The organism is Streptosporangium sp. NPDC051022, assembly GCF_040683035.1.
In the GTDB taxonomy this organism is placed as follows: Bacteria; Actinomycetota; Actinomycetes; order Streptosporangiales; family Streptosporangiaceae; genus Streptosporangium.
Window position 1 is genome coordinate 147044 of the sequence record NZ_JBFBCF010000003.1, and the last position, 26279, is coordinate 173322.

At 72.4% G+C, this 26279-nt stretch carries 18 protein-coding genes; 10 read left to right on the plus strand and 8 right to left on the minus strand.

The window, feature by feature from the left end; translation table 11 throughout:
- Positions 1-36 precede the first annotated feature (36 nt).
- The 4 genes from AB0N02_RS07385 to AB0N02_RS07400 all read right to left on the minus strand — a co-directional run bounded on the left by AB0N02_RS07385 (position 37) and on the right by AB0N02_RS07400 (position 6166).
- Positions 37-2124: a protein kinase gene (locus AB0N02_RS07385; protein WP_363943664.1), complete on the minus strand. Its 2088-nt coding sequence runs from the start codon at positions 2122-2124 to the stop codon at positions 37-39.
- 73 nt (positions 2125-2197) lie between these two features.
- Positions 2198-3613, minus strand: a complete 1416-nt coding sequence (locus AB0N02_RS07390) for a DUF1116 domain-containing protein (RefSeq protein ID WP_363943666.1) — start codon at positions 3611-3613, stop codon at positions 2198-2200.
- A 118-nt stretch (positions 3614-3731) separates the two neighbouring features.
- Positions 3732-5249 carry an FdrA family protein gene (locus AB0N02_RS07395; RefSeq protein WP_363943667.1) on the minus strand — a complete coding sequence of 506 codons (1518 nt, stop codon included), beginning with the start codon at positions 5247-5249 and terminating at the stop codon, positions 3732-3734.
- Complete coding sequence (locus tag AB0N02_RS07400) at positions 5246-6166, minus strand: DUF2877 domain-containing protein (RefSeq protein ID WP_363943669.1); 921 nt, start codon at positions 6164-6166, stop codon at positions 5246-5248. Before AB0N02_RS07400 ends, AB0N02_RS07395 begins: the two co-directional genes overlap by 4 nt.
- 265 nt (positions 6167-6431) lie before the next feature.
- Between AB0N02_RS07400 and AB0N02_RS07405 the strand changes: the two genes are divergently transcribed.
- Complete coding sequence (locus AB0N02_RS07405; RefSeq protein WP_363943670.1) at positions 6432-7994, plus strand: PucR family transcriptional regulator ligand-binding domain-containing protein; 1563 nt, start codon at positions 6432-6434, stop codon at positions 7992-7994.
- Positions 7995-8004: 10 nt separating this feature from the next.
- Positions 8005-8226 (plus strand): RNA-binding S4 domain-containing protein, encoded by a 222-nt coding sequence (locus AB0N02_RS07410; RefSeq protein WP_363943671.1) that lies wholly within the window; start codon positions 8005-8007, stop codon positions 8224-8226.
- 3 nt (positions 8227-8229) lie between these two features.
- On the opposite strand, the gene AB0N02_RS07415 is transcribed toward AB0N02_RS07410, so the two are convergent.
- Entirely contained in the window at positions 8230-10626 is a 2397-nt protein-coding gene (locus AB0N02_RS07415; protein ID WP_363943673.1) for a germacradienol/geosmin synthase, read from the minus strand.
- A gap of 464 nt (positions 10627-11090) precedes the next feature.
- Here AB0N02_RS07415 and AB0N02_RS07420 point away from each other — a divergent pair, with 464 nt between their 5' ends.
- The 4 genes from AB0N02_RS07420 (at position 11091) to cutA (ending at position 16388) form a co-directional block, all read left to right on the plus strand.
- A complete protein-coding gene (locus AB0N02_RS07420; protein ID WP_363943674.1) occupies positions 11091-12485 on the plus strand; it encodes a solute carrier family 23 protein in 1395 nt (464 codons plus the stop codon).
- Complete coding sequence (locus tag AB0N02_RS07425) at positions 12482-13351, plus strand: xanthine dehydrogenase family protein subunit M (RefSeq protein ID WP_363943676.1); 870 nt, start codon at positions 12482-12484, stop codon at positions 13349-13351. The genes AB0N02_RS07420 and AB0N02_RS07425 overlap by 4 nt, the downstream gene beginning before the upstream one ends.
- A gap of 63 nt (positions 13352-13414) precedes the next feature.
- Positions 13415-13897 carry a (2Fe-2S)-binding protein gene (locus AB0N02_RS07430; RefSeq protein WP_363943678.1) on the plus strand — a complete coding sequence of 161 codons (483 nt, stop codon included), beginning with the start codon at positions 13415-13417 and terminating at the stop codon, positions 13895-13897.
- An 85-nt stretch (positions 13898-13982) separates the two neighbouring features.
- Complete coding sequence (gene cutA, locus AB0N02_RS07435; protein WP_363943680.1) at positions 13983-16388, plus strand: aerobic carbon-monoxide dehydrogenase large subunit; 2406 nt, start codon at positions 13983-13985, stop codon at positions 16386-16388.
- A gap of 107 nt (positions 16389-16495) precedes the next feature.
- Here the strand turns inward: cutA and cydB are convergent, their stop codons facing one another.
- The 3 genes from cydB to AB0N02_RS07450 all read right to left on the minus strand — a co-directional run bounded on the left by cydB (position 16496) and on the right by AB0N02_RS07450 (position 20198).
- Positions 16496-17437 carry a cytochrome d ubiquinol oxidase subunit II gene (gene cydB, locus AB0N02_RS07440; RefSeq protein WP_363943682.1) on the minus strand — a complete coding sequence of 314 codons (942 nt, stop codon included), beginning with the start codon at positions 17435-17437 and terminating at the stop codon, positions 16496-16498.
- Positions 17438-17448: 11 nt separating this feature from the next.
- Positions 17449-18915 (minus strand): cytochrome ubiquinol oxidase subunit I, encoded by a 1467-nt coding sequence (locus AB0N02_RS07445; protein WP_363943683.1) that lies wholly within the window; start codon positions 18913-18915, stop codon positions 17449-17451.
- Positions 18916-19301: 386 nt separating this feature from the next.
- Complete coding sequence (locus AB0N02_RS07450) at positions 19302-20198, minus strand: polysaccharide deacetylase family protein (protein ID WP_363943685.1); 897 nt, start codon at positions 20196-20198, stop codon at positions 19302-19304.
- 484 nt (positions 20199-20682) lie between these two features.
- Here AB0N02_RS07450 and AB0N02_RS07455 point away from each other — a divergent pair, with 484 nt between their 5' ends.
- The 4 genes from AB0N02_RS07455 to AB0N02_RS07470 all read left to right on the plus strand — a co-directional run bounded on the left by AB0N02_RS07455 (position 20683) and on the right by AB0N02_RS07470 (position 26263).
- Positions 20683-21630, plus strand: a complete 948-nt coding sequence (locus tag AB0N02_RS07455) for an acyl-CoA desaturase (protein ID WP_363944218.1) — start codon at positions 20683-20685, stop codon at positions 21628-21630.
- A 986-nt stretch (positions 21631-22616) separates the two neighbouring features.
- A complete protein-coding gene (locus tag AB0N02_RS07460) occupies positions 22617-24146 on the plus strand; it encodes a pyridoxal-dependent decarboxylase (RefSeq protein WP_363943686.1) in 1530 nt (509 codons plus the stop codon).
- Positions 24143-25684, plus strand: a complete 1542-nt coding sequence (locus tag AB0N02_RS07465; RefSeq protein ID WP_363943687.1) for a hypothetical protein — start codon at positions 24143-24145, stop codon at positions 25682-25684. Before AB0N02_RS07460 ends, AB0N02_RS07465 begins: the two co-directional genes overlap by 4 nt.
- A gap of 48 nt (positions 25685-25732) precedes the next feature.
- Positions 25733-26263: a hypothetical protein gene (locus AB0N02_RS07470; RefSeq protein ID WP_363943689.1), complete on the plus strand. Its 531-nt coding sequence runs from the start codon at positions 25733-25735 to the stop codon at positions 26261-26263.
- Positions 26264-26279: the final 16 nt, after the last annotated feature.

The following is a 26279-nucleotide window of genomic DNA, read 5'->3' on the forward strand; positions in this document are numbered from 1 at the left end:
CTTGTGGCTTTATGTGAGGTCAGGTGCCGACAGAAGTCATTCGACCGGTAAGAAGGTATTGAAAAAGGTCTGCAGCAACTCGGCGCTCTTCTCCCACTCCAGGTCCTGCGCCCGGAACGCGATCAGGTAGGCGCTGCGGCCGTCGACCGCGACGTAACGGGTCAGCCCGTGCATGGGAACGCCCGTCGGCTGGACGTAGGTGTACTCCCAGTCGGCGGCCCGCCACGGGCCGAACCGCACGGGGGTCACGCCTATCTCGGTGTACTCGTCCAGACCGTCCCTGCCGGCCTGGCCGAGCGCGGTCACCGGGTCGGCGACCGGGGTCTCGGTGACGAGGATGCTCTGCCCGCTGTTCTTCGGCCCGGAGAACGTCACGGCCGTGCCGTCACCCGTCCGCACCGTCCAGCCCTTGGGCAGCGCGCCGGAGACGTGCCCGCCGCTGAGCGTCCGGTAGCCGTCCGGGACCTCACCGCGTGAGGGCGAGGGCATGGGTGAGGCCGGACCGGTGGGCGTGGAGCCGGCGGGGGAGGAGGCCGCCGAGACCCCCGGAGCGCCGGAGGGCCACAGCGCGAGGAGCACGGCCGCCACCACGGCCAGCAGGGCGGCCACGCAGACCAGGAGCAGGAGCGGGGTGGGGCGGCCGTCACGCGTCCAGCGCCCGTCGCCGCCCGCCCTGCGGCGCGAGCTTCTGCGGCTGCCCGCCCGGCCCGTCCTCGCCGGGGCTCCGGAGGAGGGCCCGGAGCCCCGCGCCGCGTCGTGTCCGGCTCGCGGGGCGCCGTCGTCCGGCACCGCCCCGGCGAAACCGGGGGCACCGGGAGCGCCGAGGGAGGCCGGTGGCTCGTTCCACGACGCGCCGACGACGCCCGCCGTCGCGGTGACGCCGGGAGGGCCGGAGGGTTCTCCGGGCCATTCGGGGGACTGCCGCCCGAGCTCGGCGGCCGGGCTGCGCAGCGCCTCGTAGCCGCGCCGGTGGCCGCCTCGCGCGCCGGGGGAGCCGTCCGCCGCGGGCGCCGTGTCCACACCGGACCGTCGCCGCGCGGCCGGGTCCGTCCGCTGCGGGCCGGAGGAGCCCGGCGCGTCGTAGGGCACCCGTACGGGTCCCGAGGGGGTCTCGATGATCCGCGAGGGCGTCGGTCCCAGCGGATCCGGAGGCGCGAGGAGGTCCGCCGGCACGAGATCGCCGGGAACCGTCGCCGGGGGGAGGACCCGCGCGGCGCCCGCCCGGCTCGAACTGGCCGAGCCGTGGCTGCGCAGCACCCGGTCCAGCAGATCCGACACCTGCGCCGCGCTCATCCGGTCGGCCGGGTTCCTGCGGAGCAGGCCCTCGATGACGGCGATCAGCGCTCCGGCCCGCTGCGGCCGGTTGGGCTCCTGGGTGAGGATCGCGCCGAGCACGGCCACCGTGTCCGGCCCCTCGTACGGCGGCCGCCCCTCCACCGCCGCGTACAGCGTCGCGCCGAAGGACCACAGGTCGGCGGCGTACGTGATCGGCTGCCCGGCCAGCCGCTCCGGCGGGATGTAGGCGGGCGAGCCCAGCAGCAGGCCGGTCTGGGTGATCGAGACGTCACCCTCTATCGCGGCGATGCCGAAGTCGGTGAGCACCACCCGGTCCGAGGTGAGCAGCACGTTGCCCGGCTTGACGTCGCGGTGCAGCACCCCGGCGGCGTGCGCGTGGCACAGCGCGTCGAGCATCCGGACGCCGATCTCGGCGGCCTCCACGACCGGCAGCGGCCCGTTGCGCCGTACGGCCTGCTCCAGGGACCAGGCGCGGACCAGCTCCATCACGATCCAGGGACGGCCGTCCTCCTCGACGACGTCGTGGACGGTGATGATGCCCGGGTGGCTGAGCCGCGCCGCGGAACGGGCCTCGCGCATCATGCGCCGGTGCGCCGCCCGGGTCCCCTCGTCGTCGAGCCCCGGCGGGAGGATCAACTCCTTGACCGCGACGTCACGGTCGAGCAGGACGTCGTGGGCGTGCCACACCATGCCCATGCCGCCCCGGCCGACCGGCGAGATCAGGCGGTAACGCCTGCCGACCAGCCTGCTCTGCTCCTGCGACCCGGTCGTGCCGATGGTCCCGCCCTCCGAACCCGTGGGGAGTGTGCCGAGCAAGCGATCGGTCATCACTCCCCGTCCCGATACCAACCTTATGCGCAAGGCTGGACACCATATCGGGACTGCGTCGGGCAACGGAAGTTCAGGGGGCGCCGGAGTGGGGCCCGGAGTGGGGTGCCGCCTCGGCGAGCGCGGACAGGGCGGCGGTGAACGCGGACGCGGGCGGGCTCACCAGGCCCGCGCCGACCTGTCCGGTGCCCGCGACCCGGCCGGCGATGCCGGTGTTGACGGTCGGCAGCAGGCCCGTCCTGGCGACCAGCGTCACATCGACGCCGACGGGGGTGCCCCGGAAACCGAGGCCGGGAATCTGGTAGGCGGGGTGCTCGGTGAGGGTGATCTCGTACATGGCGCGGGTGGCCGCCGTGGCCGCCGACACGTCGCCGCCGACGAACCGGACGATCGCCGGGGCCGCCGCCATCGCGAAACCGCCCAGGCCCGCCGTCTCCGTGATCGTGGAGTCGCCGATGTCGGGGTTGGCGTCGGCCGGGCCGTACGCGCCGAGATAGAGGCCGTCCGGCACCCCCGCGGGGCCGGTGAACCAGCGGTCGCCGAGACCGGAGACCTGCACGCCGAAGTCCGTGCCGTTGCGGGCCATCGCGACGACCATCGTCGAGCCGGGGACGTCCCTGGCCGCGTCCGCGCTCACCTTGCACGCCGCCATGCCCGCGTTGAGGAAGAAGTGGTCGTTGCCGTTGACGAAGCGCAGCACCTCGGCCGCGTGGGCGGGGGAGGCGTCCACGATCCCCGGGGCCAGTTCCCGCACCAGCAGCGAGGTCGCGGCGCGGTTGCGGTTGTGCAGCTCGTCGCCCATCTGCAGGGCCTGCGCGATCAGCGCCCTGAGGTCCAGCGGCCCGGTCCGCTCCAGGGCATCCCGCAGCACCGGGCCGAGCACCTCGTCCATCCAGTGCAGCCGCCGCAGCACCTCGGGGCCGTAGGCGCCGTAGCGCAGCACCTTGCCCAGCCCCTCGTTGAGCGAGCAGTAGGCGGTGCCGCCGTGCTCGGCGTCACGCACCTCGAACATCCACATCGACGGGCTGACCACGCCGGCCATCGGCCCGACCGTCCGGCGGCCGTGGCAGGGTTCGAGGCGGGCCCGCCCCCCGGCGAGCAGTCGCTCGGCCTCCTCGGCGTCGGAGGCCAGCCCCTCGAACAGCACCGCCCCGATGAGCGCGCCCCGCATCGGGCCCGAGGCACGCTCCCAGCCGATCGGCGGCCCGGCGTGCAGGAACGAACCGACCGGCAGGTCCAGGGCCTCACCGGCCCGCCGCACCCCGACGAGCCGGGGCCTGGCGGACACCAGGCGGCCGACGGCCCTGTCGTTGGCGGCGGCCCTGCGCGGATCGGCCAGCACCCGCGCCAGATCGTCCGCGGTGCCGGGCATCGGCGGACGCCAGTCGACCCCGGTCCTGGGCACGGCCTGCGCGTCCAGCGCCTCGCCGAGCACCTCGGCCCCCACCGTGATCACCCGGGGTTCCCCGGAGAGCATGGGCAGCGTCATCGGTCCCTCCCGGAGCATCGGTTCCTCCCGGGGAGTCGGTTCCCGCCGGGAGAGGGGCGGCACCCGGCCGCCGGAGGGCGGGGAGTCCCCCGGGCGCCGGTACGGCGTGACCGCCGGGTCATCGGGCACCCGCCAGGACGCCGGCCGCGTGCCCCGCCGCCCGGGCGTTCGAGGAGAAGACCGCCGCCCCCGCCGCCCGCAGCGCCTCGGCCTGGGCCTCCAGCCCCTGGGGGTCGCCCGCCGAGCCGACCAGCGCGACCACCACCCGCACGCCCCTGGCGACGGCCGCGGCGATCGCGGGGGCGAGCCCGGCCGCCGGGTCGGGATCGGCGGCGTGCCCGAGGACCACGTCGAGCAGTGCGACGTCGCCGGACGGCACCCGCGCCACGGCCTCCAGCCTGAGGGAGGAATCGATCATCGGGTGGGCCCTGCCCCGGGTGTAGGCGTCGTCGCCGAAGTCGACGAACTCCCCGGTCCCGGCGACCAGCCGGGCCTCGGCGCACAGCGTTCCCCCGGAGTAGACGCCCCACAGCCTCCCGCCCCGGAGGGCTCCGGGGGACGCCTCCCCGCCGTCCGCACCGGTCGTGCCGTCCGCCGTGCTGTCCACCGTGCCGTCCGCCGTGCTGTCCACCGTGCCGTCCGCCGTGCTGTCCACCGTGCCGTCCGCCGTGCCGTCCGCGGGCCACGAGCGCCAGGCGGGGACCGGGACGCCGAGCACGCGCAGGACGGTCTCGGTCGCGGTGGTCAGGTCGTCGCGCCCCGGGCCCAGCAACGCGGTCACCACCGGGGTCGCGAGCTCTCCGACGGCCCGCCGTACGGTGTCCTCGACCTCGGGGGCGGGGGGCTTGGAGATCAGGACGATCAGCTCGGTCGCGGGGTCGGCGTCCAGCGCCCGCAGGGCGCGGAGCGTGGACAGCCCGCCGACGTCCGCCGACAGGTCCCTGCCGCCCACGCCCAGCACGTGGCTGACCCCCACGCCCGCCAGATCCAGCAGGCAGGTCACCTGCTGGGCGCCGGTCCCCGACGCGGCCACGACCCCGACCGGGCCGGGGCGCAGCACGTTCGAGAAGCCGAGGCCCGCGCCGCCGATCACGGCGGTGCCGCAGTCGGGCCCCATGACCAGCACGCCCAGCTCCCCGGCGCGCCTTTTGAGCAGCACCTCCTGCTCGACGGGGACGTTGTCACTGAAGATCATCACCGACAGTCCGGCCTCGATCGCGTCCATCGCCTCGGCGAACGCGTACGGCCCCGGCACCGAGACGAGGGCCAGCGCGGCGGCGGCGCCGGTCCCGTGGCGGGCGGCGGCGCGCACCGTGCGCGGCGGGGACCCGGCGGCCGCGCCCGCCGCCCCGCCGCTCGTCCGCACGGCCAGCCCCGCCAGCAGCCGCTCCAGCTCCGCGGCCGCCTCCTCCAGCTCGGCGGGCCCGCTACCGCGCAGCGCGATCAACAGGTCGCCCTGTCCCGCCCCGGGGAGCTCGAAGCCCAGCTCGGCGGCGATGCCCCGGTTGAGGTCGGTGGCCATCGCCACCACCGCGACCTCGACGCCGGGCAGCCCGGTGACCGCCTGGCTGACCCGCATCAGGCTGACGGAGTCGTGGTAGACCCCGGCGCGCACCCTGACCAGATCGGCGCTCACCGTTCCCGGCTCCCCAGCTCGACGACGGCGGCCAGACCGGCGCGCACCCCCCAGGCCAGGTCGGCCCCCGAGGTGTGGCCGACCTGGAGCAGCCGGTGCAGCGCGGGCTCGGGCGACTGCCGCCCGGTCAGGCTCCGCAGTACGGCCAGTACCTCGCCGCTGGCCTCGCCCCTGGCGGCGCAGTGCAGCAGTGTCGCGGAGATGGGCGTGGTCCTGCACCGGGCGTCGAAGGTCACCGCGGCCGCCAGCCAGTCGGCCAGCCAGACGGCCCGGCCCGCACCCGCCGCCGTGCCGAGATGACGCAGCGCGAGCAGCAGCCCGGAGAGCATGTCGTCGCCGCTGGGCGTGAGGCCGGGTCCCAGGCCGACGAGCTGCTCGGCGGCCGTGACGCCCAGCAGCAGCGAGCCCCGCGCGCATCCCTCGGCGAGCAACTCGGCGGCGGCGTTCCCCTCCAGCCCCGGGCGCCTGGGCGAGCGGCCGCACAGCTCGGTCATCACGGGCAGCCAGGAGGCCAGCCGCGCCGGATCCACCCGCCCGAGCGGCGGGGCCGGGTCCCACCAGCGGTGTGCCCGCAGCCCGAGACCGCCGATCTCGATGGCGCCGTCGCCGACGCAGGCCTCGTCCCCGACGGAGACCTTCGGCATCGGGTCGTTGATCACCATCGCGTTGGGCAGCCGGACGGCGTCGCCGGTCACCACCGCGATCACCTGAGGTTCGAGCTCGGTGCGGATCTCCAGGTAGATCCCGACGGGGAAGGCGGCCAGCACCCGCGCGGGACGGCGGGGCGACTCCAGCACCCGGCGCAGGGCCGTGCTGGCGGCGCCGGTCGAGTGCGCCCGCACGTGCTCGCGACGGTCCCCCTGCCCCGCCCCTCCCGCCTGGACCCGCCGGGCCCTCGGGCGCGTTCCAACGGTCATGAGACCCCCCTCGCCGGCGCAGCCGCCGGTCCTGTCACAGTCATCGCCGCCGACGCCGTCGACGGCCCCGCCGCCGAGGCCGTCACCGGCGCTCCGCCCGTGTCGTTCCCGCAGGTGCGGCCACCGTGCTCGCTCACGGGCGCCCCCAATCCACTGAGCCGACCGTAGAACGCCCGCCGATCCTCTCCGTACGGAGAAAGATGCCAACAGTCAGCCCAAAGGTTGGCTCTTCCTGACAGACGCTCCGATCGGTCACAATCACTTCATGGAACCTCCCGTACGTCTGGCGAGCACCGGCACCATCACACACGGCGTCGCCGTCGGGGAGGTCCTCGGCGTCTCGACGCTGACCGGAGCCCGGCTGATCGCGGGAGGGCGCGGTCTCGGCCGGATCGTGCAGCGGCTCAACGTGATGGAGGTCCCCGACATCCTGGCCTGGGTGAAACCGCACGAACTGCTGCTCACCACCGGCTACCCGCTGCGCAACACCCCCCAGTCGCTCGACCGGCTCGTCACCGACCTGAACGACCGCGGGCTGGCCGCGCTGGCCATCAAACTCGGCCGCTACCTGGAGCGGCTGCCCGACGAGATGGTCGAGCAGGCCGACCGCCTCGGCTTCCCGCTGATCCAGCTTCCCGACGACGTCGGCTTCGACGACATCCTCAACCAGGTCCTCACCGACATCCTCAACCGGCAGGCCGCCGTGCTGGCCAGGGCGGAGGAGGCGCACCGGGCGCTGGTCCAGGTCGTGCTCGCGGGGGGCGGGCTGCGGGAGGTGACCGCCGAGGTCGCCGGGCTGCTCGGGGCGGCCGTCGCCGTGCTGGACGGCGCCGGGCAGGTGCTGGCCGCGGCCGGACCGGCCGAGCAGGTCGCCGAGCTGCGCGCCACCCCCGACGGCCGTCACACCTCGGTCCCCGTCGTCGCGGGCGGCCACCACCACGGCCGGATCGTCGCCTGCACGCCCGCCGGGGCGACCGGCGACAGCGACATCGGCATCTTGGAACGTGCCGCCACGGTCGCCGCGCTCGTGGTCACCCGGCAGGAGGCGGTCAACGCGGTCGAGAGCAAGTACCGCGCCGACTTCCTGCGGGACGTGCTCACCGGCCGGGCGGGCGGCTCCGAGCGGGTCGCCGCCCGAGCCAGGGCCTTCGGCTGGGACCTGGAACGTCCCCTGACCGTGCTCGTGGCCGAGCTCGACCCGGAGGGCGACGAGCGCGTCGCCCAGGACCGGCTGGTCACCTGCTGGACCAGCGCGATGCGGCGCCACGACCGGCGCGGCGCGGTCGCGGGCTTCTCCCACGAGGTCGTCACCGTCGTGGACGCCACCGTCGACACCGGCCGCCTGGCCAAGGACGCCGTCGCGGCCTTCGCCGAATGCCTGCCCGCGACCTTCTCCACCGGCGCCAGCCGTACCGCCGTCGGGGCCGAGGCGCTGCCCGAGGCGTACGGCCAGGCCCTGAAGGCGGCCCGGGTCGGCCGTCAGCTCCACGGCCCCGGCGCGGTCGCCCACTTCGACCAGCTGGGCGTCTACCGGCTGCTCTCCCTGGTCAACGACACCGCCGAGCTGCACGCCTTCGTCCGCGAGACCCTCGGCCCGCTCGCCTCCGACGCCGACGTCGAGAACGGCGACCTGCGCCGCACGCTGCAGGTGCTGCTGGAGACCAACCTCAACGTCGCCGAGACGGCCAGGAGGCTGCACTTCCACTACAACACGCTGCGCTACCGGATCGGCAAGCTGGAGCGGATGCTGGGCAACTTCACCGAGGACGCCCACCTGCGGCTGAACCTCACCCTCGCGCTGCACGTCCTGCGGATGCGCGGCATCTAGACTCTCGACCGTGAACGAGACCTTTGAGCTGGAAACCGACTACATCCCGCTGTGCGACCTGCTGAAGTACTGCGCCGTCACCGACACCGGAGGCCAGGCCAAGCACTTCATCGCCGAGGGCAACGTCACGGTCGACGGCCGGGTCGAGCTCCGCAAGACCTGCAAGATCCGCGCGGGCCAGGTCGTGGCCGGGGACGGCTTCGAGATCCACGTGGTCGCCCCCGGCGGCTGACCGTCACACCTGGAGCGGCCGGGAGGCGAGGTCGCCGAGCCCGCCCCGTCCCGAGGGCGCCACGGGCCTCAGCGCGGAGGTGCCCGGTCCCGAGGGCGCCACGGGCCTTCGCGCGGAGCCGTCCGGTCCGGAAGGCGTCGTGGCGTGGAGCGCGGAGGCGCCCGGTCCCGAGGGCGCCGTGACCCTGGCCGCGGAGGTGCCGAGCCCGGAGAGCCGGAACGGCGGGCCCGCGGGCGTCTCCGGGATTCGGTGGTGGCGCCTGAGCTCGGCCTCGGTGTAGCGCGCGCACCTGCGGTGCCACTCCAGGATCCCCGCCATCCAGTCCTTGAGGCCGTCGGCGTGGCGGGTGAGGATCTCCCGGACCCGGTCGTCGAGGTCGAGGTCGTCGAACAGCGCGGGCAGGTCGACGCCCGCGAGGTGCTCGAACTGCCGCATCCGCGCCGTCATCAGCTCGGCCACGACGTCCCTGGCCCGCGTCCGGTCCACGTCCAGGAAGTTCTCCACCACCAGGACGATGTTGTGGAGCTCGCCCTCGAACTGGATCTCCTTCTGGTAGGAGAACAGGTCGTTGGTGAAGCAGGCGTAGTCCTGGGCCGCGGTGTCCAGCTCGCGCATGACCCGGGTCCGGTGGATCTCCTCGGGCACCGTGTCCCAGTGCGCGAGCTTGGCCAGGCTCATCGTCATGTCCGACCCGAACGTCCTGCGGCGCATCTCGACGTAGTCGACCGGGTCGGGGACACGGTTCTGAGCCTGGTTGGCCAGCTCCCACAGCCAGCTGGAGGTCATCTCCTCGACCGACAGGCGGAGCAGGCGCCTGGCGGAGACCTCCATCGGCCCCGCGGTGCGCCGCCACAGGTCCGCCAGGCCCCGCTCGACCGGGTTCGCGGGCTCCGGGGTCGCCCCGGCGTCCAGCGGCATGAACGCCTTCAGCCGTTCGTCGCACAGCTTCGCCGCCACCAGGTCGCGGGTCGTCCCGAACACCACGGGGAAGTAGTCGTCGCCGTAGGTCCCCCAGGCCAGCCAGTCGGCGGACAGGCAGACCTGCTCCAGGCTCCCGTCGGCGTGGATCATCGAGGCGCAGTGCGCGAGGTCGAAGACGTGGAAGCGCCGCTCGTCCCACACCCCGCCCGCCTCGACCCCGGGCACCGAGTCGAACAGGCCCATCCGCCGCGCCCAGCCGGCCGAGTGGCTCCGCACGGCCTCCAGGTGGGGGCTGAGGCGGGCCCGGTAAGGCATGTGGAAGTCGGGCAGCGGCAGGTGGCCCACCGCCTCGAACGGCGTGTGGGACTGCTGCCGGGTCCTGCGCCGCACGCCCGGCCTCGTCGAGGCCGACAGCGACCGGATCGCGGAGGTGCCCAGGCCGGTCGGGCTCCTCGGCACGCTCCAGGAGTTCGCGGTGGCGCCCTCGTTCATGTAACGGCTCGACCTGGCGTGCCACTCGTGCCCGCCGGACTGCCAGTCCTGCAGGCCCTTGACGTAGAGGCCGACCCCGGCCTGCTCGTGCGCGGGCACGGCGTGCTCGGCCAGCAGGGCCGGGACCTCGGTCAGCGCGGTGTTCTCGAACTGCTCCAGCCGGGAGGTCAGCAGGTTGTTGACGAGCTCGGCCGCCTCCTGCGTCGGGCAGTCGAAGAACCGCTCGAAGACCAGCACCGCGTTGGAGTTCTCCCCCTCCTCCTGGACCTCGCGCTGGTAGGAGAACAGGTCGTTGCGCAGGTGCACGGCGTCGGAGAAGGTGTCCGACAGCACCCGCATCGGCCGCGTCCCGGCGAGCCCGTCGGGGATCTCCGCGCCGACGGCGTACTCGACGAGGTTCGCCGACCAGGGCGCCCCGCCCACCCTGCGCCGCATCTGCACGTACTCGATCGGGTTGGCGATCCTGCCCCGGTCGATGTTGTCCAGCTCCCACATCGACTCGACCATCAGGTTGTGCGTGCTGGTGATGAAGCGCCGCCGCCACCCGTCCGACATCGCGGGCACCGTGCGCTCCCACAGGTCGGCCAGGCCCGCCTCCGCCGGGTTGGCCGGTTCCGGCGGCGTCTGGTCCCGCACGATCATGAACAGTTCGAGGCGGTCGAGGTGGGCCTTCGCCCCCGGCAGGTCGCGGGAGTACTTGAAGTGCTCGAGGAAGTGGTCGTCGAAGAAGAACACCCAGACGTACCAGTCGGTGATCAGGTCCAGGGTGGGGCCGTCGCAGTCGGGGTGGGTGTAGGCGCACATCAGCGCGTAGTCCATCCGGGCCAGCGCGGGCTCGTCCCAGACGACGCCGCCACCGGGCTTGGGCGCGTCGAGCATGCCCATCTCGCGCGCCCAGGCGGCGCTGTGCTCGCGGGAACGTTCCAGGTGGGGGTTGAGCCTGGCGGGGTACGGCATGTAGAAGTCGGGCAGCGTGAAAGCCTGCATGGGGGTGTGCCTACTCTCTTGGGCCGACTGACGCGCTTCACTCAAAGTCGCGATATCGCCACTCACCGTACTGCATCGCGACCTTCCGCCGGGAGACCTCCGGGGGAACGGCCGCCCGCCGATCGAGGGCGCGCGGGCCCGTCGTGGATCACGTCGTGGATCACGCTGCGGATCACGCCGCGGTCCGGGGCGGGCGGTCGGCGAGCCCGGTGCGGCGGCGGGTTTCGGTGCCGCCGGGCCCGGGAACCCTCCGTAGATCTTGGCCGCTCCTCGGGCCCGGCGACGGTACGCCGCCGCCGTCCGCGCGCGAGGCGATCACCGGCCGGAGGCTCAGGTTTGGCAGATCGTGACGGTGTGGGAGGAGCACTGCGGGCCTAGGGTGCCCGCAACGACAGCATGGGAGTTCGCCGGAGGGTGCCTGCGGGGCGGCCGCCGACCGACGGCCCGATGGGAGGCAGGGCTCGATGGTTGCAGGGTGGACCAAACACGGGGACGGCAGGACCCTGGCTCCGGGCGAGGTCGTCAGACCGGACGAGCGGCTGACCTGGCCGCGCATGGTCGGCTTCGGCGCGCAGCACGTCATCGCGATGTTCGGCGCGACGTTCGTCTTCCCGCTGGTCATGGGACTGGATCCCAACATCGCCATCATGTTCTCCGGCGTGGCGACGATCATGTTCCTGCTCATCGTGAACGGGAGGATCCCCAGCTACCTCGGCACGAGCGCCTCCTTCGTCGGCGGCGTGCTCGCCATCAGGGCGCTGTACGGCGGTGACACGCCCGCGGCCGACGCGATCGTCACCGGCGCCATCCTCGTCGTCGGCCTGGTGCTCGCGCTGGTCGGCGTCGCCGTCCACTACCTCGGTGTGCGGATCATCAACCGGGTGTTCCCGCCGGTCGTCACCGGCGCGGTCGTCATGCTGATCGGGTTCGGCCTGGCGTACGTGGTCGCCGACGTCTACTGGCCGCAGGACCAGTGGATCGCCCTGATCACGATGACCGTCACCGCCGTGATCATCGTGGTGTTCAAGGGGTTCGCCGGCCGGATCGGCATCCTGCTCGGGCTCGTCATCGGCTTCGCGCTGTCCTGGGTCGCCGACCGGGTCCTCGGGGACATCACCGCCTACAACGCCGTCACCGCCAAGGTCGACACCCACCCGCGGGTGAGCCTGTCCGGGGTGGCGGACGCCGCCTGGATCGGGTGGCCGGACACCCACCTGCCCGACATCAGGCTCTCCGCCGTGCTGCTGGTGCTGCCCGCGGTGATCGCGCTCATCGCGGAGAACGTGGGCCACGTCAAGGCGGTCGGCGAGATGACCGGGACCGACGTGGACCCCTACCTGGGCCGGGCGATCGCCGGGGACGGCCTCGCCACCGCGGTCGCCAGCGCCTTCGGCGGCTCCCCGACCACCACCTACGCCGAGAACATCGGGGTCATGGCGGCGACGCGGGTCTACTCGACGGCCGCCTACTACATCGCGGCCGTCATCGCGATCCTGTTCGGCCTGTGCCCCAAGTTCGGCGCGCTGGTCGCGGCGACCCCCGGCGGCGTGCTCGGCGGCATCACGGTGATCCTCTACGGCATGATCGGCCTGCTCGGCGCGAAGATCTGGATAGAGAACCGCGTCGACTTCGCCGACCCGATCAACATGGTCCCCACCGGCGCCGGCATCATCCTGGCGGTCGGCCCGGTCAGGCACATGATCGGCTCCGACTTCGCACTGGAGGGCATCGCGCTGGGCACCATCGTGGTTGTGGGGGGCTACCACCTGCTGCGGGTGCTCTCGCGCGGAGGCCCGAGCGGCGGGGCCGTCGTCGAGGCCGCCGCCGGGGCGTCGGGGGGCGGGGGGACGTCAGGGTGAAGCCGCCCCCCTTCGACTACCACGCCCCGCGCTCGGTCGGCGAGGCGCTGGAGACCCTGGCCGCTGCCGGGGAGCACGGCAAGGTGCTCGCGGGCGGCCAGAGCCTGATCCCGATGCTGAACATGCGCCTGACGGCCCCCGGGCACGTCGTCGACATCAACCGGCTCACCGAGCTGGCGGTCGTCGCGGTGGAGCCCGGCGGCGTCAGGACCGGGGCACTGGCCAGGCACGCCCAGGTCGAGCGCTCCGAGCGGGCCGCCGCGGCCCAGCCGCTGCTGCGCAGGGCGCTGGGGCTGGTCGCCCACCCGGCGATCCGCAACCGGGGCACCGTCGTCGGCAGCCTGGTGCACGCCGACCCCGCCGCGGAGCTGCCCGCCGTCCTGGCCCTGCTCGGCGGCTCTGTACGGCTGGCCCGCCCCGGCGCCGTCAGGGACGTCCCCGCGGCCGACTTCTTCACCGGTCCCCTGGAGTCGGCGCTCCTGCCGGGCGAGCTGGCCGTCTCCGCCCTGTTCCCCGCGCTCGCCCCGCGCTCGGGCACCGCCTTCCACGAGGTGGCCCGGCGGCACGGCGACTACGCGGTGGCGGGGGTCGCGGCGCTGGTCCGCCTCGACGACGACCTGCGGATCGTCGAGGCCAGGGTGGCGTGCGTGAGCGCGGGACCCGTCCCGGTGGTCGTCGACGTCACCGAGGCCTGCGGCCACCGGCCGCCCGCCTCGGCCGGCTGGGACTCAGCGGCGCGGGCGGTACGGGATCGTGTCGAACCGGAGGACGACGTCCACGCGACGGCCCATTACCGGCGGCACCTCACCGGGGTGCTGGCCGAGCGGGCCCTGCGGGACGCGGCCGGGGAGGCCGCCGATGAGTGAGCCGGCACCCGGGCGGCGGGTCCCGGGCGGACATCGGGGACACGGACGAGGAGCGGCGGGCCGATGACGGACATCGCGATCACCCTGACCGTGAACGGGGTCGTGCGGCGGCTCCGGGTGCCGGGCAGGCGGTTGCTGTCGGACTGCCTGCGGCACGACCTCGGGCTGACCGGCACGCACGTCGGGTGCGAGCACGGCGTCTGCGGGTGCTGCACGGTGCTGCTGGACGGCGAGCCGGTCCGGTCCTGCCTGATGTTCGCGGCCACCGCCGACGGCCACGACGTGACCACCGTCGAGGGACTGGCGGCCCCCGGCGGCGGACTGTCGCCCGTGCAGCGGGCCTTCGCCGAGTGTCACGGGCTGCAGTGCGGGTTCTGCACGCCGGGCTTCCTGTGCACGGTCACCGCGCTGCTGCGGGACAATCCGGCGCCGACGGAGGAGGAGGTGCTGGAGGGCGTCTCCGGCAACCTGTGCCGGTGCACGGGATACCAGAACATCGTCAAGTCGGTCCACCGCGCGGCCGAGATCATCGCGGAGGAGTCGTGAACGGGCACGCCGTGACGGGCCGCGGGGCGTACGGCCGGTCCCGTGACCGGGCGTACGGCACGGCACACGGGGGAGCGGGGCGGCCATGACGACGAAGCTGTTCGGAGAGCCGGTCCGGCGCAGGGAGGACCCGCGGCTGCTCACCGGGCAGGGCCGCTACCTGGACGACCTCGGGGAGGGCGCGCTGGAGGTCGCGTTCGTCAGGTCCCCGCACGCGCACGCCAGGATCCGCGACATCGACGTGTCGGCCGCGATCGACGTCGACGGGCTGGCGGCGATCTACACCTGGGAGGACCTGCCCGACCGGCTCGCCGAACCGCTGCCGCTGCTCATCCCGCACCCGGCGCTGACCCACGGGCGCACCGCCCGCCCGCTGGCGCGCGACGTCGTCCGGCACGTCGGCGAGCCGGTCGTGATGGTCGTCGCCCGCGACCGCTACCTCGCCGAGGACGCCTGCGCGCTCATCCGGGTGGACTACGAGATCCTCAAGCCGGTGGTCGGCGTCGAGGAGGCCGTCCGGTCGGCGCACCTCGTCCACGACGACGTGCCGGGCAACGTCGGCGCGCACCTGGTGCAGGAGGTGCCGTCCGCGGCCGGGCTCGGCGCGCGGGAGGCGATCGAGGCGGCGCCGCACACGCTGTCCTTCCGGCTGGACATCGAGCGCAGCGCGTCCATGCCCCTGGAGGGACGCGGCGTCTACGCCAGGTGGGACCCCGACGACCGGTCCCTGCGGGTGTACTCCAGCACCCAGACCTCCACCAGCGTCCGGATGGCCGTCGCCGCCAAGCTCGGCCTGCCGCTGCCCAAGGTCGAGGTGATCGCCCCCGACGTGGGCGGCGGGTTCGGCGTCAAGATCGTGCATCCGTGGCCGGAGGAGGTGCTCGTCCCGTGGGCGGCCATGCTGCTCGGCCGCGAGGTGAAGTGGACCGAGGACCGGCGCGAGCACTTCGTCTCCTCCGCGCACGAGCGGGCCCAGGTGCAGTTCGTCCGGGTCGGCTTCGACGACGAGGGGCGGGTGCTCGGGCTCGACGTGACCGTCCTGCACGACCACGGCGCCTACACGCCGTACGGGATCATCGTGCCGATCATCACCTCGACCCAGCTGCCCGGCCCCTACAAGCTCGGCGCCTACCGGGTGGAGTTCTCCTCCGTCTACACCAACACCGTGCAGGTCACGCCGTACCGGGGGGCGGGCCGCCCGCAGGCGGTCTTCTGCATGGAGCGCACGATGGACCGCATCGCCGAGCACCTGGGAGCCGACCGTACGGCGGTGCGCGAGGCCAACTTCATCCAGCCCGGCGAGTTCCCCTACGACCAGGGACTGATCTTCCAGGACGGGCGCCCGCTGATCTACGACAGCGGCGACTACCCCCGGTCGCTGCGGATGCTCAAGGAGCTCATCGGCTGGGACTCCTTCGCCGGGCTGCGGGAGAGGGCCGAGGCGGAGGGGCGCAGGATCGGCATCGGCCTGGGCTGCTACGTCGAGGGCACCGGGGTCGGGCCGTACGAGGGCGGCCACGTCCAGGTCACCTCGGACGGCCGGGTGCACGTCTCGACCGGGCTCACCTCCCAGGGGCAGGGCCACGAGACGGCGTTCGCCCAGATCGCCGCGTCCGAGCTGGGCGTGCCGCTGGAACGGGTCTCCGTGGTCACCGGCGACACCCGCAGGTTCGGCTACGCGGTCGGCACGTTCGCCTCGCGGGCGGCGGTGATGAGCGGCAACGCCATCGCCCTGGCGTGCCGCAAGGTCAGGGAGAAGGCGCTGCGGATCGCCGCCGGGGCGCTGGAGGCCGACCCGCGCGATCTGGAGATCGTCGACGGGGAGGTGCGGGTGGTCGGCTCGCCCGGCGTCTCCATCCCGCTGGCGACGGTCGCGGTGCTGTCCAACCCGCTGCGCTACGCCTTCGACGCGGAGGCGGGCCGGGCGACCCAGTTCGCGGGCGCCTCGTCCCCGGACCGGCCGCCGGTGGCACGGGGGGAGGAGCCGGGGCTGGAGGGCCGTGACTACTACTCGCCGATCCGCTCGACCTTCGCCTCCGGCATGCACGCGGCGATCGTCGAGACCGATCCGCTGACGGCCGAGATCCGCATCCTGCGGTACGCCGTCGTGCACGACTGCGGCAACCTGATCAACCCGATGATCGTCGAGGGGCAGATCCACGGCGGCGTCGCCCAGGGCGTCGGCGGCGCGCTGTACGAGCGGATGGCCTACGACGAGCACGGCCAGCTGCTGAACGCCTCGTTCATGGACTTCCTGATGCCCTACGCCACCGAGATCCCGCTCGTGGAGACCGCCCACCTGCAGACGCCGTCCCCGCTCAACCCCCTGGGGATCAAGGGGGCGGGCGAGGCCGGGGTCATCCCGGTGTCCGCGGTGATCGCCTCGGCCGTCGAGGACGCCGAGGGCATCAGGATCGACAGGATGCCGATCTCCCCGTCCGAGCTGTTCGACCTGCGCCGCGCCGCCTCCGGAGACCCCGGCGCGCGGTGACGGCCGCGCCGCCTCCCCTCCGGGACGGCGCGCGGCCGTCACCGTGAAAGTCACCGTGAAAGTCACCGTGAAAGTCACTGTGACCGTGAGCGCGGCCGTGAGCGCGGTCAGGAGACCCCGGCGACCAGGCGCTTGCGGAACACCCAGTAGGACCAGGCCTGGTAGCCCAGCACGAAGGGCAGGGCGATCAGGCCGATCCAGGTCAGCATGCCCAGCGTGTAGGGGCCCGAGGCGGCCCCCGCCACCGTGAGGCCGGGCAGCGGTGCCGGCCACAGGGCGCCGAACAGGGCCAGGCCGCCCAGCGCGATGGACGAGGCGGTCGCGGTGAACGCCCAGCCGTCCCGGCCCCGCCAGGTCAGCGCCACCCCGGCCGCCAGCGCTGCCATCGCGGCCAGCGCGCACGCCCACAGCAGCGGCGACGCGGTCCAGTCGGCGGCGGCCGTACGGGCGGTGGGGATGTTGGACAGCGCGACCACCGCGACGGGCAGCGCGACCGCCGAGGTGACCATCGCGGTACGGCGGGCACGCGTGCGGACCGGACCCGACGTCTTGAGCGCCACGAAGACCGCGCCGTGCAGCACGCACACCGACAGCGAGAACACCCCGCCGACCAGCGCGGCCGTCGCGCTGTTGTGCAGCAGGTCGGCGAAGACGGCGCCCCAGAGGAAGGCCGGGAGCCCGCTGCCGACCAGGATCCCGAGGTCGCACCAGGCGCGGTCGGAGGCGTGGTGGACCTTGGCCCGCCACTCCAGGCCGACGCCGCGCACGATCAGCCCGGCCAGGACCAGCGTGACCGGCAGGTAGAAGGCGCTGAGCAGCCCGGAGTACCAGGCGGGGAAGGCGGCGAACATCGCGCCGACGGCGGTGATCAGCCAGACCTCGTTGCCGTCCCAGACGGGGCCGATCGTGCCGAGCACCTGCTTGCGCTCGGCCTCGCCGCGCGACAGCACCGGCAGCAGCAGGCCCACGCCGAAGTCGAACCCCTCCAGGACGAAGTAGCCGGTCCACAGGAACGCGATGACCGCGAACCAGAAGGTGGTGAGTTCCATGATTCCGCCTCTTAGTACATCAGGGTCGGCTGGAGTCCCGCGGTCGCGTCCTCGACGCCGCCGCCCGTTCCTCCGTCCGCCCTGCCCCCGCCGGAGGACGGCGTGCGGGGACGGCTCGCGGGGACGGGCTCGGGGCCCGCCTTGACGTGGCGGACCAGCAGTACGGCCTCGGCCAGGGCGAGCGCGCCGTACAGGGCCGTGAAGATCGCCAGGGAGACGGCCACCTCGCCCAGGCCGACGCCGGGGGAGACGCTCGCCGCGGTGAGCAGTTCGCCCTGGACGGTCCACGGCTGGCGGCCGATCTCGCTGAGCAGCCAGCCCGCGATCATCGCGACGGTCGGCAGCGGCAGGGCCAGCAGGCACGCGCGGGCCAGCCACGAGGGCACCTCGCGCGGCGCTCCCCGATGCCCGCGGCGCCTGCGGGTCAGCCAGAGGCCGAGGACGGACAGGCCGACCGTCGCCATGCCGAAGGTGATCATCACTCGGAAGGACCAGTAGACCGTCGGCAGGTCGGGCCGGTAGTCGGCCGGCCCGAACTGCTTGGTGAAGCGCTTCTGCAGGTCCTCGGTGCCCTGGACGACCGCCTGCGGATCGCCGGTGGACAGGAAGCTGAGCAGCATGGGCACCTCGACGCCGGGCACGGGGGAGAACGGCGCGGCGGCCGTGTCGTGCCGGAGTCCCTCGGCGGCGGCCAGCTTCATCGGCTGCTGCTCGTACAGCAGTTTGGCGGACATGTCCCCGCTGCCCGCGACCACGGCCCCCGCGATCGCCGTCATGACCAGCGCGGCCCGCATCGGGGTCCGCCACATGTCCGCCCCCCGGCGCATCGGCCGGGTACGGTCGGGATCGGCGCGCCGCTCCCGCAGGATCCGGTAGCCGCACACCGCCAGCACGAACCCGCCCGCGACGACGAAGGCCGCGGCCACCACGTGGGGCACCTGGGCCAGCGCGGTCGAGTTGGTGAGCACCGCCCACAGGTCCGTCATGCGCGCCTTGCCGTCGACCACCTCGTAGCCGACCGGGTGCTTCATCCAGGCGTTGGCGGCGAGGATGAAGTAGGCCGACAGGTTGGAGCCGATGACCGCGGCCCAGATGGTGGCCAGGTGGATCCGCTTGGGGAGGCGGTCCCAGCCGAAGATCCACAGACCCAGGAACGTCGACTCCAGGAAGAACGCCAGCAGTGCCTCCAGCGCGAGCGGGGCGCCGAAGACGTCACCGACGAAGACCGAGTACTCGCTCCAGTTCATCCCGAACTGGAACTCCTGCACGATGCCGGTGACCACGCCCATCGCGAAGTTGATCAGGAAGAGCTTCCCGAAGAACTTCGTGAGCGTCAGATAGTGCTCCTTGCCGGTACGGTGCCACGCGGTCTGCAGCCCCGCCACGAAGACGCCGAGACCGATCGTCAGGGGTACGAACAGAAAGTGGTAGACGGTGGTGACCCCGAACTGCCACCGTGCCAGGTCCAGCGCGTCCATCTTCCCCTCACGGGTCTGGAGCTCTACAAGTCGTAGTTCTACTAGTAGTAGTACTACAAGCTGTAGAGCATCGAGTGCGGGTGGCGTCGCGAGCTCCTGCGATCTTTGTCACATGGTCCGGTACGAGACCGCACTTCTCTGCCGGACCAAGATCGTCCCCTCTGGCTCGCGACGCCGGCTCTTCCCGCGTCGCCGGGGCTCTTCCCCCGGCCGCCCCGGGCGGGCGCGGTGCGCGCCCCACCCGCCCGGGAAGGCTCGCGGGTCACCAGGCCCCGCGAGCACACGGTCCATGGTGGGGCACGGGGTGCCGGCCGGGCGTCAGCCGCTGGAGTGACTCGGGGGTACGCCGGGCGGCGGATTCTCCCGGCCCGGTTCTCGCCGGCGGGTCACCGGATCGCGGCTTTCAGGTAGGCCTCCAGGTTGCCCAGCTCGAAGCCCCGGCGCTTGATCTTGTTGACCAGGATGCGGAAGTCCCGTGACAGGTTGGGGCGGAAGTGCAGCAGCAGTACGTCCCCGGGGCGGAGCTTCTTGTCGGGCACCTGGTAGGCGATCTTCCCGCCGGGCTGTACGGTCGCGGTCCAGAGCAGGAGGGCCTTGACGCCGCACGACGTGGCCGCCTTGCGGGTCAGGCCGTTCTGGTTGCCGAACGGCGGGCGGAACAGGGTGGGCGCGCTCCCGGCCTGTTTGCGGATCACCTTGGAGGCGCCGCAGATCTCGGCCCGCTGTCCCTCGTAGCCGAGTGCCGGAAGGTTCGGGTGGGTCAGCGTGTGGTTCTCGATCGGCACCCCCGCGTCCCGCAGGTCGCGCACGTAGTCCCATTTGCCCGCGCCCAGGAACCTGCCGCCCTGGGCGGTCGGGTCGGCCGCGCCCCTGGCCTCGACGGCGTCGCGGGTGACGAAGGCGGTGATCGGGATGCGCCGGTCGCGGACCTGCGCGAGGAAGCCCGGGTCCTGCTCCCAGCCGTCGTCGATGGTCAGGAAGACGACCTTCCTCTTGGTCGGGATGGAGCTGATCACCGGTGGCAGCCCGTCCTGTGGCCTGGGGATCCGGCCCACCTCGCCCGGCCGGGGCAGGGCCCCGGGCGGTCCCTGGGGCGCGGTGGGGGCGGCGCTCGCGCCGGGAGACGGGGCCGTGCCCGCGGTGGCGTCTCCGGTGTCGCCCGCCACGGGCCCGTGGGCGGCGGCACCGCCGTCGGGGCCGCTTCCGGTCGCGCATCCCGTGCTCACCGCCAGGGCGGTGAACGCGGCCGTCACCCTGATCACCCATGACTTCCCCGATGCCATGGGCCACCATCCTGCCAGTAACGGGAACCCCAACTGACCGACTAACCACTCAATTAGCCGATGAAGCACACATAACCCCATATATCAGGAATATCTCCTGTGGCGATGCCGGAGTGCGGAGAAGGACGCCGGAGTGCCGAGGAGAGGGCGCGGCCGATCCGCCCGGGACGGCGCCGAGGCCGGAACCGGGCGGGGCGGGACCGGATGAGGGTGGGGCCACGCCGGAGGGGTGGGGTCAGCACTACCGCGATCCGGGGTGGTGGCGGGGATCCGTACCCACCCCAGATCTGGAAATCCTGTGACAGATGGCTAATTAGCATCTTTTCTGGTTTTCAGGCGGTTTTATCTGACGATCCCCCATGTGAGGAGAAGCGTGACCACCTCCACCTCGGCCTCCACCGTGAACCATCCTGCCCGTGCCGGAGACGGCCCCAGGGGCAGCGACTTCGCGCGCCTGTCGCGCCGTGTCGCGGAAGCGGGGTTGATGGACCGCCGGCCCGGCTACTACGCCCTGCGGCTGGGACTCGTCGGCGCCCTCTACGCCGCCGGGTGGGTCGCGTTCTTCGCGATCGGCGACTCCTGGTACCAGCTCCTGGTCGCCGTCTTCCTCGCGGTCGTGTTCGCCCAGGTCGCGCTCGTCGCGCACGACCTGGCCCACCGGCAGGTCTTCCGCGCCCGGCGCGCCGCCGAGATCGCCGGTCTGGTCGCGGGGAACCTCGGCATCGGCATGAGCTACGGCTGGTGGATGGACAAGCACACCCGCCACCACGCCAACCCCAACCACGCCGACCACGACCCCGACGTGGCCCCCGACGTCCTGGTCTGGTCGGTCGAGCAGGCCGACGCCAGCCGGGGACTGCCCAGATTCGTGGGCGCCAGGCAGGCGTACCTGTTCTTCCCCCTGCTCACCCTGGAGGGGTTCAACCTGCACGTGGCGAGCTTCAGGGCGCTGCTGCGCCCGTCGCTGAGGCGCAGGGGAGCGGAGGCGGGACTGCTGGGCGCGCACGTCGTGGCCTACCTGACCGCCCTGTTCACCGTGCTGCCGCCCGGTACGGCCGTGGCCTTCCTCCTGGTGCACCAGGCGGTCTTCGGCCTCTACCTGGGCTGCACGTTCGCCCCGAACCACAAGGGGATGCCGATGCCGACCGACGAGGACGAGCTGGACTTCCTCCGGCGCCAGGTGCTGACCTCGCGCAACGTGCGCGGCGGGTGGGTGGTCGACACGGTGCTGGGCGGTCTCAACTACCAGATCGAGCACCACCTGTTCCCCGGCATGCCGACCCCCAACCTGCGCCGCGCCCAGCCGATCGTCAGGCGGTACTGCGAGGAGTTGGAGATCCCCTACCTGGAGTGCGGCCTGTTCGCCTCCTACGGCCAGGCGCTGCGGCACCTGCACGAGGTGGGGGCGCCGATCCGGGCCGCAGGACGATGACCCGCGGCGGGCGATCTCCGTTCGGAGCCGCGACCCGGCGCCGGCCATGCCGAGATCGTCCGCCTCCCGCGGGGTCGGCCAGCTGACTTCACCGGCCGGCCGGCTTAACCGGCCGGTCGCTCGCCGGTCCGGGACGGCCGGTTCGGGGGGTGGCGCCGTCCAGAGCCTCGGCGGGTCCGGTGCCGTCCGAAATCATTAGATGTGTCCACTTTTGATGGCGACACGCCGAGAAAGGTCGACGCATCGCCTTGTCTAGTTCTTCTACCGCATTTTGGCGAATACAGTCACATGCAGTAAGAGTGTCCTGTTAGTGGGATCGCCCCCCGAAGGGGCGGTCTCGAATGCCGAGCTTGACCCGGGTTTGCGAGAAAAGCTCATAAGTTCAGAAACGGCCGGGATCCGCCGAACATCTCCCATCTCAATCACCATGCGTGACTAGGAGAAAAATCTGCTGGTCCACCTGCATCTGAGGACTTGCGTCACTCCTGTGATCGATGATTAGGTCGCCTACATGACGGGTGTGCCGACCTATATGGCGGGTGGAATTCAGGTCGAATTAATCGCGATTCGTCCACGACGGGTCTCCCGCAGGTCCTGATCGCCGGCGACGTCGTCGCCGGATCGATTCGAACTGCTTGAACAGAGCGTGAACGGGGGGTGGCGAGGCCCTCTCGCACCACTTCCGCTGTCGCCGGTCGGTATTCTCCGCCGGGATTGGACCGTTCTAACGTGCCGTGACGGTCCGGCGACGGTGCGAACGCGGCCTCATGTCCCCGGCGTGCCGGGGGTTTCTTTCTCGCTCTAATCATCACCGCAGATCACGCATTTATTCGCGGGAATCTCCATGCGATCGTCCGGGAGTTCGGTGCGCCATGCCCGAATTCTTCTCCCGGCGTGCCCGCATGGGCGTTTCCGGCGCCGGATCATTTGGAGTCTCCTTCATGACGAGTTCGCTTTCCGATGTCCAGAATTCCTTTCCGGAGCAGATGGCCGGCGAAGACTCCCGGTCACCCACACCGGGTCTCACCGCGGCTTTCGACCCCGGACGTTTCCACGACGGCGCCGTGGACATCGTCGGCCGCCTGACGACGTATCTGGGCGACCGGTCGGTCCGTGGACTCGACCTCCTCGACCCGGCGGTGCTGCTGAAGGCCGCGCGGGAGCTGATGACCCCGGAACGGCAGCACATCGCCGACTTCGACGCCGACCGGGTGAACCAGATCGTCGACCTGTACACGGCGACCGGCATCCCGGTCCACTCACCCGGCTACATGGGACGGCAGTTCTCCGGCGTGGTGCCGCTGGCCAGCCTTATCGACCTGGTCGGCTCGGTGGTCAACCAGCCCTCCTCCTTCTACGAGGCCGGGCAGCTGCCCAACGTCGCCGAGCGGCTCATGGCCGAGGAGCTCAACCGGTTCATCGGCTGGGACCGCGACCGGTTCGCCATGGTGACGACCTCGGGGGGTTCCCTGGCCAACCTGACCGCGCTGCTGGCCGCCCGCAACCGCGCCTTCCCGCAGATCTGGACGCGCGGCGCCGGGAGCGCGCCGGGGCTTCCGGCCATCGTGGTCAGCGAGGAGGCCCACTACAGCGTGACCCGGGCGGCCGGGGTGCTCGGCATCGGGGAACGGCAGATCATCCGGCTCCCGGTCGACCGGGCCGGACGGATCCGCCCCGATCTGGCCGGCCCGGTGTTGGAGGAGGCGCGCCGGCAGGGTCTGCGGCCGTTCTGCCTGGTGGCCTCGGCCGGAACCACGTCGATGGGCGCCTTCGACCCGTTGGAGGAGCTCGCGGCCGTGGCACGCCGGTACGGGCTCTGGCTCCATGTGGACGGCGCGCACGGGGCGAGCCTGCTGCTGTCGGACCGGCACCGGGACAGGCTGCGCGGCATCGAGCAGGCCGACTCGCTGACCTGGGACGCCCACAAGATGCTGTTCATGCCGGCGCCGTGCACGCTGCTCTTCTACCGCGACGGCGCGGCGGCGCGCGGTGCGTTCCGGCAGCGCGCCAGCTACGTCTTCGACGAGGAACCGGACGTCTACAGCGCCTACGACAGCGCGGACAAGAACTTCGAGTGCACGAAACGCCCGATGATCATGCCGCTCTGGACGGTCTGGTCGGTCTACGGCCCGGCGCTGTTCGCGCAGAAGATCGACCGGCTGTGCGAGGTGACCCGGCAGGCGCACCGGATGCTCGCCGCCGAGCCGGACTTCGACGTGGTCCACGAGCCGGAGTCCAACATCCTGTGCTTCCGGTACCGGCCGGACGGCCTGGAACCGGCGGCCCTGCACCGGCTGCAACTGGAGATCCGCAACCGGATCCGGGGCGGCGGGCGCTTCTTCATCTCCAAGGTCGACGTCGACGGGGTGGCGGCGCTGCGCGTGGTGGTGATGAACCACCTGATCGACGCCGACCACCTGGCCATGCTCATCGCCGAGATCAGGGACATCGGGCAGCGGGTGCTGCGCGCGAGCACCGCGGTCCGGCACAACCAGCGAAACGGGAGTCATTCATGACCATGATGGATCTGGACATCGCCGCCTCGGCGGAGGTGGCGACACGGCTGATCCCCGAGGAGGAGATGCGTCCCCGCTCGGTGGACGACGTCGTCCGGCTGCCCTCGTTCGCGGAGAAGCTGGAGGAGTGCGGGCGGCTCACCGGGATCCCGTACTGCGAGTCCCCGCTCGACCTGCAGAACGCGCTGGTGTTCCGCAGGCTCCAGCAGCTCGTCGGCATCGCCCTGCTCAACCCGCTGTGGCGCGAGCGGCTGCACTACTTCGGCATCCGCAACGCCCCCGCCGACATGTCCGAGTGGGAGCGGATCCCCCTGTCGGACAAGATCGTGCAGCGGGACATGTTCATGGGCACGCGGGCCGGGATGGTCGTGCCGCTCGACCGCGGCGGGTTCGAGGTGGTGGCCAGCGGCGGCACCGGTGACGGCACGCCCCTGGAGATCGTGTACTCCCTGCGGGAGCTGCGCGACACCTACCGCATCTCCGGGGCGTTCATGGGCGCCTACCAGCTCGGCCGCTACCTGCACGGTCCCCTGCCGCGCTGGCTGTTCACCACCCTGGCCGACTACCAGATGTGGAGCAGCGGGACCATGGTCGGCGGCGTCCTGTCTCACGTTCCGGGGATCAACTACATCGGCGCGGGACCGGTGAGCGCGCCGGTGCTGGAGCACATGTTCTCCTACCCGGGGCACAAGGCGCTGATGGGCATCACCGCCGGCATCGCGCTCCTGCCCGAGCTGGGCGCGGGCCTGTCCCCGCAGGCCAGGGCGAGCTTCCGGGTCGCCATGTACGGCAGCGGCTCCCTGCCGCAGCGCAAGCGCGACGAGCTGCAGGCGTTCTTCCCCAACGTGTCGATCCTCAGCTACTTCGCCGCGACCCAGGCCGAGTGCGTCGGGCTCCAGCTCGACCACACCTCCCCGGCGCTCTCCGCGGTGCCCGGGCTGCACCTGGTGGAGATCGTGGACGAGCACGGCAGGGCCGTCGCCGAAGGCGAGGAGGGCGAGCTGGTCGTCACCCGGCTGCACGCCGACGAGACGCCGCTGCTCCGGCTCAAGCTCGGCGACCGGATGATCCGCCGCCCCGCCCTGGACGGGCCCGGGCTGCGCGCCGAGCAGTTCGAGTTCGCCGGTCGCACCGCCGACGTGCTGCACCTCAACGACAGCCAGTACTCGGCGACGCTGGCCTACGCGGCCCTGCGCGGGCGGCTGCGCTCGGCGACCGGCGTCGACCTGGACCTGGTCGCGCACGAGACCCAGTTCCACAACCACCGCGAGGACCGGACCCTCACCCTGCTGGCGGCGGTGGACGACGCCGAGGGCGTGACCGCGGCCGTCGAGCGCGCCCTCGGTCCGAGCGGGACGCAGCGGCTGTTCACCCAGGCGCTGCCGAGCTCCCTGTCGCTCTTCAACGACCGGGAGGCCAACGCCGCGGCCATCGAGCAGACCGGATACGTGTTCCGGCTGGTGTTCGTGCCGCGTTCCTCGGCGCAGATCGAGCGGACCACCGTGGGCAAGACGCCGCTGGTCAGGGACCGGGGCTGAGCACGTGGTGGCCCGTACGCCCGAATGACACCCGACAAGGGAGGATAGATGAAAGAAAAAGTCAGCATTGTCGTGATGGTCGACGCCGTCGGGGCGTTGTCCGAGCGGACACTGCACAACGGCAATCTCTCGCTGATCGACGACAGCACGGCGGGGAGCCAGCACCAGGGGACCCCCGACCTCATCACGGCGGTGGTCCCGGGACAGGTCGTCCACTGGACGCCCATCCACATAGACGTGCAGACTCCGGTCGAGATCCACTCCATCGAGTTCCTGTCCGGTGTGGCCGTCCCGCCCCCGGCCGATCCGGCGGACGTCCCGCCCGCGGACGACCAGGCGGCCGTGCCGCCGTACCCGGTGGACCCCTCGGCCGTTCCGGCTTTCGGTGCCGTGCCCGCGACGGGGGCCGACGCCACGGACTCCAACGGGCACGAGAACCACGACCTGCTGGTGTGGGAGGGCGTCGTGCCCTACGACATGACGCCCGGTGTCCCCTACCGGTACCGGCTCTCCCTCAAGCTCCACGACGGAGCCAACAGCGTGCTGCACATCGACTCGCCCGCGCTGCTGCGCGTGTGAGCCACGTTCTGCGAAA

Excerpts from the sequence above, each read along its gene's own strand:
- AB0N02_RS07465 (WP_363943687.1), top strand. The coding sequence starts at position 24,143 with ATGACCATGATGGATCTGGACATCGCCGCCTCGGCGGAGGTGGCGACA.
- AB0N02_RS07420 (WP_363943674.1), top strand. The coding sequence starts at position 11,091 with ATGGTTGCAGGGTGGACCAAACACGGGGACGGCAGGACCCTGGCTCCG.
- cydB (WP_363943682.1), bottom strand. The coding sequence starts at position 17,437 with ATGGAACTCACCACCTTCTGGTTCGCGGTCATCGCGTTCCTGTGGACC.
- cutA (WP_363943680.1), top strand. The coding sequence starts at position 13,983 with ATGACGACGAAGCTGTTCGGAGAGCCGGTCCGGCGCAGGGAGGACCCG.
- AB0N02_RS07460 (WP_363943686.1), top strand. The coding sequence starts at position 22,617 with ATGGCCGGCGAAGACTCCCGGTCACCCACACCGGGTCTCACCGCGGCT.
- AB0N02_RS07430 (WP_363943678.1), top strand. The coding sequence starts at position 13,415 with ATGACGGACATCGCGATCACCCTGACCGTGAACGGGGTCGTGCGGCGG.
- AB0N02_RS07470 (WP_363943689.1), top strand. The coding sequence starts at position 25,733 with ATGAAAGAAAAAGTCAGCATTGTCGTGATGGTCGACGCCGTCGGGGCG.
- AB0N02_RS07405 (WP_363943670.1), top strand. The coding sequence starts at position 6,432 with ATGGAACCTCCCGTACGTCTGGCGAGCACCGGCACCATCACACACGGC.
- AB0N02_RS07415 (WP_363943673.1), bottom strand. The coding sequence starts at position 10,626 with ATGCAGGCTTTCACGCTGCCCGACTTCTACATGCCGTACCCCGCCAGG.
- AB0N02_RS07450 (WP_363943685.1), bottom strand. The coding sequence starts at position 20,198 with ATGGCATCGGGGAAGTCATGGGTGATCAGGGTGACGGCCGCGTTCACC.
- AB0N02_RS07390 (WP_363943666.1), bottom strand. The coding sequence starts at position 3,613 with ATGACGCTGCCCATGCTCTCCGGGGAACCCCGGGTGATCACGGTGGGG.
- AB0N02_RS07400 (WP_363943669.1), bottom strand. The coding sequence starts at position 6,166 with ATGACCGTTGGAACGCGCCCGAGGGCCCGGCGGGTCCAGGCGGGAGGG.
- AB0N02_RS07445 (WP_363943683.1), bottom strand. The coding sequence starts at position 18,915 with ATGGACGCGCTGGACCTGGCACGGTGGCAGTTCGGGGTCACCACCGTC.
- AB0N02_RS07385 (WP_363943664.1), bottom strand. The coding sequence starts at position 2,124 with ATGACCGATCGCTTGCTCGGCACACTCCCCACGGGTTCGGAGGGCGGG.
- AB0N02_RS07455 (WP_363944218.1), top strand. The coding sequence starts at position 20,683 with ATGGACCGCCGGCCCGGCTACTACGCCCTGCGGCTGGGACTCGTCGGC.